The following is a 9801-nucleotide window of genomic DNA, read 5'->3' on the forward strand; positions in this document are numbered from 1 at the left end:
GCGTTCAGACATCCTCCATATGAGACGCGTCGAATGCGCCCGGCAACAAATCCCCGATGGTTGTCTTAAATTCAGCACCGTCCACGGTTGCCAGAGTAACCTTAACGTCGCGCTTGCCAAACTCGGCCAGTTTCTGGCGACACCCACCGCAAGGCGGCACAGGCTGAGGGCTGGAGGCGACCACATAGACCTCGGTCAGTTCCTGCTCACCTGCGGCGACCATCGCGGCAATTGCGCCGGCCTCGGCACAAGTGCCTTCGGGATAGGCCACGTTTTCAACGTTGCACCCGGAAAAGATCTGACCCGTCGAAGTCCGAAGCGCTGCGCCAACCTTGAAATTCGAATAAGGCGCATAGGCGTTTTCGCGGACTGACAAGGCAGCGTCTTTGAGCGACATGGCGATTCCCCGTTTTTTGATCATCTGGTCAGAAATTTGGATCGTTACGTAAAAAGGCCGAGGAATTGAAGCCCCCAGCCAGTGTTTTTCAGTCAGCCCAGTGTTGTCGTGAACGTACCGGGCAAGGTTACTTCCAGCAACTCGATGTTGTCCGAGGGCGAGGACAAGCGCGTGCGCATCCCGGGCGGGATGACAAAGGCATCTCCTTGCTCCAGCCGGTAGGGCTCGCGCCCCTCGCCTTCCAGTGTTACCGCCCCGTCCATCACGAAGGTAAAGTGAATGTCCGTATCGTGACTGGCCCATTCGGTATCGCCCTGCCCTTTGCGTACGACCTGGACGCCAGCGACCCCTTTGGTGTTCTCGGCAATTGTCGTATCGCGGCAGATGTAACCTGGAAGACGGAATGGCACCCATTCAGCATCCTTGGCCTGGTTGTAGACAAAGCGCTGCCCCTGCCATTCACGGTCCGGGCGAAAATGCGGCGTAGGAAGCTGCATGTCATGGTCGATTTCCGTGACATGCTCCGCTGGCACACCTATCTCGATGACCTGAACATTGTCTGACGCCTCGAGCACGCGGTGACGAATTTCCGGCGGCTGGATAAAGCAATCCCCTGCGGTCAGGCGCATTTTCTCTCCCTGATCCTCGTAGACGACATCCACCCAGCCATGAATGCAGAATATCAGCTGGAACCCGACTTTGTGAAAATGCACCATATCGGGCACCGGGCCCCCGTCCGGGATGCGGATATGGCTGGCGATGATCGATCCACCCAGACGATCCGGCACCAGATCGCGATAGTGCATCCCCGCCCGACCGATGATCCATGGCGCCTGATCCTTGAGCCTGCGCACCACGAAGGAATGAACTGTTTCAGGCATCACCAGCGGCGGATTACGCTCTTCGATTTCGATCCGGGTCCCATTCGGCGCGACAAGAACGCGTTGACCATCTGCAAAGCTTTCCGGGTCATCTGTCAGGATGCGCAAGGTTCCCGGAGCTTCGGGCGCGTCTTTTTCAATCCGCAGCCGCAGACCGTGCCCCGAAAACACTGCGACGCGCGGATCGTCCGCGGGATAGATCATGTCCATCTGCATCCCCAACACCTTTGTATAAAAGGGGATGTCGTTTCGAATTTCCTGGGTAGGCAACCGGAATTCAGCTTGGGTCCGGGAAGGCACGTATGTCTTTGTCATGAGATGTCTCGTCAGAATTCGATTTTGACCATCCGATCAGAACAGAGGCCAAAATGCCAATCGAAAAGAACATCTCGAGCGTTTCTTCCATCACAAAAAGGCGCGTCTTCACAACTGACGACAAAGCTTGGCCGTGCAGACCGGTGAATTCTTCAAGAAGCTGAGCGATGACGGCAAGACAGCCGGCCGCAATGAACACGATCAGAAAAGACGCGCGCTGTTTGACAGCACACCATCCCGTCGGGATCCCATGCCAGATGACACCGCCCAGAACAACGCAGGCCAGAACGACCCTGACCAGAGTGACGTCCAGCACCACATCCAGACCGTCAAGGATCAGGAACGGCAAACTGCCTTCAGGATAAACGCCTGCTTCCAGCTCACGCTCGGCCAACAACAGGAATGCCAACCCGATATACAGCCGGGTGACACCTGGATATCGCCACAAAGCCGCCACACCTGCTGCAAACAAACACGCGGCGGAAATTGTTTCAAACAACCCGCCTTCCTGATTGAAAACCAGTGCCTGTTCTGGCCAGATGCCAACAGCACCAAGAAGCACAACACCTGACAGCACCGCAAACCAAAGGGTTCGCCGCACAACTCCAGTATCCGACACAGAACCGCAAAACAGGCCATCGACCTGATCATTTGCTTTGAAAGTCATTACTGCTTCGTCTTGCCTGAGTGTTTGTTCGTTTCGCAAAGTTGCCTAGACGTAAAAAAAATATGTCAAAATTCAACCCATTTCGGGTGTGCAACTGCGCCACGTCGGCAAAATTACGCAACGTAGCCAAGCTTGGACGAATAGTTTAATGTTAAATCAAATTCTAAGAGGGAACTGAAACTTCAATGTCTGACACCCCCAGCCTGCGACAGGCCGCGCTTGACTATCACGCCCATCCGAAACCCGGAAAACTTGAGATCAAGGCCACGAAACCGATGGCCAACGGTCGCGATCTGGCGCGCGCCTATTCGCCCGGCGTGGCCGAGGCCAGCCTTGAAATCAAAGCCGACGCCGCAAACGCGGAAAAGTACACGGCGCGCGGCAACCTTGTCGCCGTGGTATCCAACGGCACCGCGGTTCTTGGTCTGGGCAATATCGGGGCGCTGGCCTCGAAACCAGTGATGGAGGGCAAAGCCGTCCTGTTCAAGAAATTCGCTGGTATTGACTGTTTTGATATCGAAGTAGACCAGCCTGATCCGGAAAAGCTGGCGGATATCGTCTGCGCACTAGAACCGACATTCGGGGCCATCAACCTGGAAGACATCAAGGCACCGGATTGTTTCATTGTCGAAAAGCTGTGCCGCGAGCGCATGAACATTCCCGTTTTTCACGACGATCAGCACGGAACCGCAATTGTCGTCGGGGCTGCGGCCAAGAACGCTTTGCATGTGGCGGGGAAATCCTTTGCGGACATCAAAGTCGTATCAACCGGCGGCGGGGCTGCGGGGATTGCCTGCCTGAACATGCTGGTGAAACTGGGTGTGAAACAGGAAAACATCTGGCTGTGCGATATTCACGGGCTCGTCTACGAGGGGCGCGCCGAGGATATGAACCCGCACAAGTCGCAGTTTGCTCAGAAAACGGAATTGCGGACTCTGGATGATGTAATCGGCGATGCGGATCTGTTTCTGGGCCTGAGTGGCCCGAATGTCCTGAAGCCTGAAATGGTTCAGAAAATGGCCGATCGTCCGATCATCTTCGCACTGGCCAACCCAACGCCAGAAATTCTGCCTCAGGCCGCGCGTGAGGTTGCACCGGACGCGATCATCGCCACGGGGCGCAGCGATTTTCCCAATCAGGTCAACAACGTATTGTGCTTTCCGTTTATCTTCCGGGGCGCTCTGGATGTGGGCGCGACCGAGATCAATGACGCAATGCAGATCGCCTGCGTTGACGGCATTGCGGAAATGGCCCGCGCGACGACAAGCGCCGAGGCGGCAGCCGCCTACAAGGGCGAGCAACTGACCTTTGGGCCGGATTACCTGATTCCGAAACCTTTTGATCCGCGTTTGGTGGGTGTCGTCTCGTCTTCCGTTGCCAAGGCAGCCATGGAAAGCGGCGTCGCAAAGCGCCCCATCAAGGATCTTGAGGCCTATAAGGAAAAACTCAACCAGTCTGTTTTCAAGTCGGCGCTTTTGATGCGCCCCGTATTCGAGGCCGCGGCCGTCGCATCCCGTCGCATCGTATTTGCCGAAGGCGAAGATGAAAGGGTGCTGCGGGCTGCACAGGCCATTCTTGAGGAAACAACGGAAACACCGATCCTGATCGGACGCCCCGAAGTCATCGAATCCCGATGCGAAAAACTGGGCCTGACCATTCGCCCGGGCACAGACTGCCAGATCGTGAACCCGGAAAACGATCCGCGTTATTACGATTACTGGAACTCGTATCATCAGATCATGCAGCGCCGAGGTGTGACCCCGGATCTGGCCAAGGCGATCATGCGCACAAATACAACCGCCATCGGCGCGATTATGGTGCATCGGGGCGAGGCTGACAGCCTGATCTGCGGCACGTTCGGCGAGTATCGCTGGCATCTGAATTATGTTGAACAGGTGCTTGACGATGGAAACCTGCGTCCGCACGGCGCGTTGTCGCTGATGATTTTGGAAGACGGCCCCCTGTTCATCGCCGATACGCATGTCCGGCAATTGCCGACACCCGAAGAACTGGCGGAATCCACCATTGGCGCCGCGCGGCATGTTCGCCGATTTGGGATCGAACCCAAGATCGCATTCTGTTCGCAATCACAATTCGGCAATCAGGCAGAAGGATCGGGAAAACGCCTGCGCGCTGCATTGGACATCCTGGACCAGAAACCGCGCGACTTTGTCTATGAAGGCGAAATGAACCTGGATGCGGCCCTTGATGCGGATCTTCGGGCACGAATTTTTCCGGGTTCTCGCCTACAGGGCGCGGCAAATGTGCTGATCTTTGCTCATGCGGATGCGGCCAGCGGCGTGCGCAATATCCTGAAAATGAAAGCGGACGGGATCGAAGTTGGCCCCATTCTGATGGGAATGGGCAACAAGGCGCACATCGTCACCCCGTCCATTACCGCACGCGGATTGCTGAACATGGCTGCCATCGCGGGGACCCCGGTGGCGCATTACGGGTGAGCCGACCGCCCGACGCCCAAAACCGCATCCCCCATAGGGGTGCGGTTAACACAATTCTCACCTTTTGACTGCTATATGTGGTTGCTTCTCCTTGGGAGCCATGGGGCACGCGAAAGAATGGTGAATTGGCTTTGCGCCGAGTCGCCTCGGACGTGATCTTTTGCACAGTCGAATTTGCAAGTTTGCAAAATGGCCTTTTTGGCGCAGAAAATCCAATGCTGGAAAAGATGTTTGCAAAAATTTGCAAGCTGTTGCGCGAATTACTGCAAATATTTTGCGATAAACTGACGCGTCGTCATTTGACGCGCTTGCCCGATAGTTTTCTGGGTCCTAACACAAAGACCAAGTCGTTGTGAGGAGGACGAGATGGCGTATCAGGACGTTTATGACAGTTGGAAGAAAGACCCCGAGGCGTTCTGGATGGACGCCGCCAAGGGGATCGATTGGGTCAAAGAACCCAGCAAAGCTCTGTTCGACGACAACGCGCCTTTGTACGAATGGTTCAGCGACGCACGGGTCAATACCTGCTGGAACGCCGTGGACCGCCACGTGGAAAACGGGCGCGGCGAGCAGACCGCCATCATCTATGACAGCCCGATCACCCATACCAAGCGCGAGATTTCCTATGTCGAGCTGCGCAACCGCGTGGCCAATCTTGCCGGCGCGCTGCGGGCGAAAGGTATCGAGAAAGGTGACCGCGTCATCATCTACATGCCGATGATCCCCGAGGCGCTTGAGGCGATGCTGGCCTGCGCACGTCTGGGCGCTGTGCATTCCGTTGTGTTCGGCGGATTTGCCAGCAACGAACTGGCAGTTCGCATCGACGACGCCAAACCCAAAGCCGTCATTGCAGCGTCCTGCGGTATGGAACCTGGCCGGGTCGTACACTACAAGCCGCTTCTGGACGGTGCCATCGAACTTGCCAAGCACAAGCCGGATTTCTGCGTCATCTTTCAGCGCGAACAGGAAGTTGCGCAGCTGATCGAAGGCCGCGACTACAACTGGCACGGGTTCCAGTACGGTGTCGAACCGGCGGAATGTGTTCCCGTCGACGGCAATGATCCGGCCTACATCCTGTACACATCGGGCACCACGGGGGCACCCAAGGGTGTCGTGCGTCCCACTGCCGGACATCTGGTGGCACTGAACTGGACCATGAAGAACATCTATGACGTTGATCCCGGTGATGTATTCTGGGCGGCCTCCGATGTGGGTTGGGTCGTTGGACATTCCTATATCTGCTATGCCCCCCTGATCCACGGCAACACGACGATTGTGTTCGAAGGCAAACCGGTCGGCACCCCTGATGCGGGAACCTTCTGGCGCGTGATCTCGGAACACAAGGTTAAAAGCTTCTTCACCGCCCCTACGGCGATCCGTGCCGTGAAACGAGAAGACCCCAAAGGCGAAATGATCGCCAAGTACGATCTGTCTCATCTACGGGCACTGTATCTTGCGGGGGAACGGGCTGACCCCGACACCATCATCTGGGCGCAGGATGCGCTGAAGGTTCCGGTGATCGACCATTGGTGGCAGACCGAAACCGGATGGGCCATCGCCGGAAATCCGCTGGGTATCGAAGAGCTTCCGATTAAGCTGGGTTCGCCCGCGAAACCGATGCCCGGCTATGATGTGCAAATTCTCGACGAAGGCGGCCACCCAATGAAAGCCGGCGAACTGGGGGCCATCGCGGTCAAACTGCCATTGCCTCCAGGCACCCTGCCGACCTTGTGGAACGCCGAAGAACGGTTCCGGAAGTCATATCTGGAGCATTTCCCCGGGTATTATGAAACCGGCGATGCCGGCATGATCGACGAGGACGGATATCTTTACATCATGGCCCGCACCGATGATGTCATCAACGTCGCGGGTCACCGCCTGTCGACCGGGGGGATGGAGGAAGTGCTTGCCGCTCACCCGGACGTCGCGGAATGCGCGGTGATCGGCGTATCGGATCAGCTTAAAGGTCAGATGCCCGTTGGGTTCCTGTGCCTGAATGCCGGCGCTGATCGGGATCATGGCGACGTGGTTCAGGAGGTCGTCAAGATGGTGCGGGAAAAGATCGGCCCGGTGGCGGCCTTTAAACTGGCCGTCGTCGTCGACAGGTTGCCCAAGACACGTTCGGGTAAAATCCTGCGGGGTACGATGGTGTCGATTGCAGACGGTCAGGATTACAAAATGCCTGCAACGATCGATGATCCAGCCATTCTTGACGAGATCAAAGAGGCCTTGCAGACAATCGGTTACGCCAAGTAACCCGAGGGGCGGCATTAGCCGCCCATTTTTTGTCTTCTCTTGCAACCGGAAGCAGCCCCTCTACTGTCACGTTAAGACAGTGAGGACCCATGACACAAACCGATATCTGGCGTCTCAGCGCCACAGACCTGACCACCCTGACAAGACGCGGCGACCTGAGTGCAACCGAGGCGGTTCGGGCCTCGATCGAGCGAATGGATGAGGTCAACCCCGGTTTGAATGCGGTGGTGGAAAACCTGCGCGAGCAAGCGTTGGAACGTGCCGAAGCGCTGGACAATGCGCGGGCTGGCGGCAAACCCACGGGTCCGCTGCATGGCGTGCCGGTCACGATCAAGGTGAACGTTGACCAAAAAGGCCATGCCACAACCAACGGTGTCGTCGCATTGAAAGATGTGATTGCACCGGATGACGCCCCGGTTGTGAGCAATCTGCTAAAGGCAGGGGCTGTTGTTGTCGGGCGAACCAACACGCCCGAGTTCTCTTTCCGCGCCGACACGGACAATCCGCTGTATGGGCGTACGCACAACCCCTGGGGGCGGCATATCTCGCCCGGCGGCTCTTCCGGTGGGGCTGGCGTCGCGGTCATGGCCGGAATCGGCGCGCTGGCCCACGGCAACGATATCGGCGGCAGCCTGCGCTTTCCCGCGGCGGCCAACGGAGCCGTGACCGTGAAACCCGGGCTGGGGCGTGTCCCGGCGTGGAACCCAAGCCAGAAAGTCGAACGCGGTTTGCTGGCGCAGTCGATGTCAGTTCAGGGTCTGATAACCCGGTCGGCTGCTGACCTGCATCTGTCCATGCCCAGCCTGATCGCCGCCGACGCGCGTGACCCGTTTCACGTGCCGATGCCCTGGCGTGGTCCCGATCCTGACGCGCCCGTCAAGGTGGCCTTTACCAAGAACACATTCGGCTATGCCCTGCACCCCGAGGTGGAAAAAGCGCTCGACACGGCACGGGACGCACTGACCGATGCGGGTTATGTGGTGCAAGAGATTGACCCGCCTGATGTATTTGAATGCGGTCGGATCGGTTACCGTACGCTGATGGGCGAAGTGCTCACGCTCATGCAATCAGATATCGAAACGGTCGGCTCGAAAACCATTCAGAATATCTTTGCGGTCTATTTCCAGGAGTTCCCGCCAATTGTCGAAACCGAGATGGTTCAGATGCTGGCCAAACGAAGCCACTATGCGCGGGAATGGTCCCTGTTTTTACAAGATTACCCTTTGGTGCTGTCGCCTTTCCTGCCACAGCCGTTCTTCAAACCTGACCGGGACACCGAAGGCGCCGACGGAGTGCATGAGGTTCTGGGGTGCGCCGTTTATTCCTATGCGATGAACTTTCTGGGCCTGCCTGCGGCATGTGTCCCGGCCCGGCTGGCTGAATTGCCAAAGGGCCCACAGCCGATCAATGTTCAGATTGCAGCACAGCGCTGGCGCGAAGATCTGGCGGTGGATGCGGCCTCGGCAATCGAGGCACGCGTGGGCCAAATGTGCCTGCCGCTTTGGGAGAAGTCAGAGTTGCAGGGCGGCTGCAAAAAATAGACCCCGGGACATTGTACCCGGGGTCCGACTGCTAAAATAAGCCCGGATTTCTGATGACGAGCGTAGCACCACCCACCCTCGCCAGCGCAAAATCTGCGCAATCATTCGAATACGCCGTTCAGGTGGCCACTCACTCCCACCTTGGCGTGTTCTCCGGGCAATTTCACATTAGCCAATCGTTAAGGGAATTCCTGTGAACTGCTTCACATAGGCGTGAGAAAAAATTCGGAGATGGCCGATTTTACGTGAATTGTTCGGATATTAGACGTTCTTCCAACCCATGGCCGGGGTCGAAAAGGATACGGTGCGCAATGGCTGGTTCCGACCTGATCTCGACCCAGTCTATGTCCGGGAAAGAAACGGAATCAGCAGCCACGATGACGGGTCGCTTGTCAGCTTCGACCACATCGAACCTGACTTTCGCCATTTTCGGCAACAAGGCACCGCGCCACCGCCGTGGGCGAAACGCCGCGATGGGTGTCAGGGCCAGAACGTCAGCGCCAATCGGAACAATCGGCCCATGCGCGGAATAGTTATAGGCGGTCGATCCCGCAGGAGTGGCAAGTAATGCCCCGTCACAGACCAATTCGGCCATGCGCACCCGGTCGTCTACGCTGATCTTGAGCCTTGCTGCCTGAGGACCGGCGCGTAGCAATGACACTTCGTTGATCGCCAAGGCTTGGTGCAGTTTTCCTGATTGGTCCATCGCCTGCATGGCCAACGGGTTAATAACCTCTTCTTCGGCATCCTCCAACCGCGCCATCAGATCGTCTTCGTGATACTCATTCATCAGAAAGCCGATCGTGCCGCGATTCATCCCGTAAACCGGAGTATCGAGATGCTGCACATTGTACAAAGTGTGCAACATGAAGCCATCACCCCCAAGAGCAACCACAACATCTGCGTCGCGGGGCGCCACATTACCGTGTTTGGACACCAGAATATCCCGGGCCGTTTGCGCCACTTTGACCTCACTGGCAAGAAAGGCGATTCTTTTTTTCATGTTTTCCGGTTTCCGGTGCTGCACATTTGGTTCCGAAACAAACATACCTTTCCCCGATAGGCCAGTCTTGACGCCGCAGCGGGCCAAATCGTCGCTTTAAGCCTTTTGCGAATGTGGCGTTTCCGATAGGAAATCCGCAAGATTTTTACCCAGCCATGTGGAGCGCCCATGAACGCCAATCTTCGTGATACCGGATTTTTCACCCAGTCCCTTTCTGATCGTGATCCCGAGCTTTTTGGCTCGATCACGTCGGAACTGGGTCGTCAGCGCGACGAGATCGAG

The 9801-nt window shown here is 57.0% G+C and carries 7 protein-coding genes; 3 read left to right on the top strand and 4 right to left on the bottom strand.

Going from position 1 to position 9801, the window contains the following annotated elements; all coding sequences use genetic code 11:
- Window positions 1-4: 4 nt before the first annotated feature.
- The 3 genes from ACR0LI_RS08525 to ACR0LI_RS08535 form a co-directional block, all read right to left on the bottom strand.
- Window positions 5-421, bottom strand: a complete 417-nt coding sequence (locus ACR0LI_RS08525) for a cytidine deaminase (protein WP_171723615.1) — start codon at window positions 419-421, stop codon at window positions 5-7.
- Window positions 422-489: 68 nt separating this feature from the next.
- Window positions 490-1593, bottom strand: a complete 1104-nt coding sequence (locus ACR0LI_RS08530; protein ID WP_171633728.1) for a cupin domain-containing protein — start codon at window positions 1591-1593, stop codon at window positions 490-492.
- Entirely contained in the window at window positions 1556-2260 is a 705-nt protein-coding gene (locus ACR0LI_RS08535) for a hypothetical protein (protein WP_480718336.1), read from the bottom strand. Before ACR0LI_RS08535 ends, ACR0LI_RS08530 begins: the two co-directional genes overlap by 38 nt.
- Window positions 2261-2445: 185 nt before the next feature.
- Here ACR0LI_RS08535 and ACR0LI_RS08540 point away from each other — a divergent pair, with 185 nt between their 5' ends.
- From ACR0LI_RS08540 to ACR0LI_RS08550, 3 genes are all read left to right on the top strand, one after another.
- Window positions 2446-4719, top strand: a complete 2274-nt coding sequence (locus tag ACR0LI_RS08540) for an NADP-dependent malic enzyme (protein ID WP_171633733.1) — start codon at window positions 2446-2448, stop codon at window positions 4717-4719.
- A 366-nt stretch (window positions 4720-5085) separates the two neighbouring features.
- A complete protein-coding gene (prpE, locus tag ACR0LI_RS08545; protein WP_480718337.1) occupies window positions 5086-6975 on the top strand; it encodes a propionate-CoA ligase PrpE in 1890 nt (629 codons plus the stop codon).
- A gap of 89 nt (window positions 6976-7064) precedes the next feature.
- Entirely contained in the window at window positions 7065-8516 is a 1452-nt protein-coding gene (locus tag ACR0LI_RS08550; protein ID WP_480489711.1) for an amidase family protein, read from the top strand.
- A gap of 241 nt (window positions 8517-8757) precedes the next feature.
- On the opposite strand, the gene ACR0LI_RS08555 is transcribed toward ACR0LI_RS08550, so the two are convergent.
- Window positions 8758-9519: an NAD kinase gene (locus ACR0LI_RS08555; RefSeq protein WP_245217987.1), complete on the bottom strand. Its 762-nt coding sequence runs from the start codon at window positions 9517-9519 to the stop codon at window positions 8758-8760.
- Window positions 9520-9801: the final 282 nt, after the last annotated feature.

It is taken from the genome of Ruegeria sp. CL7 (genome assembly GCF_056536445.1).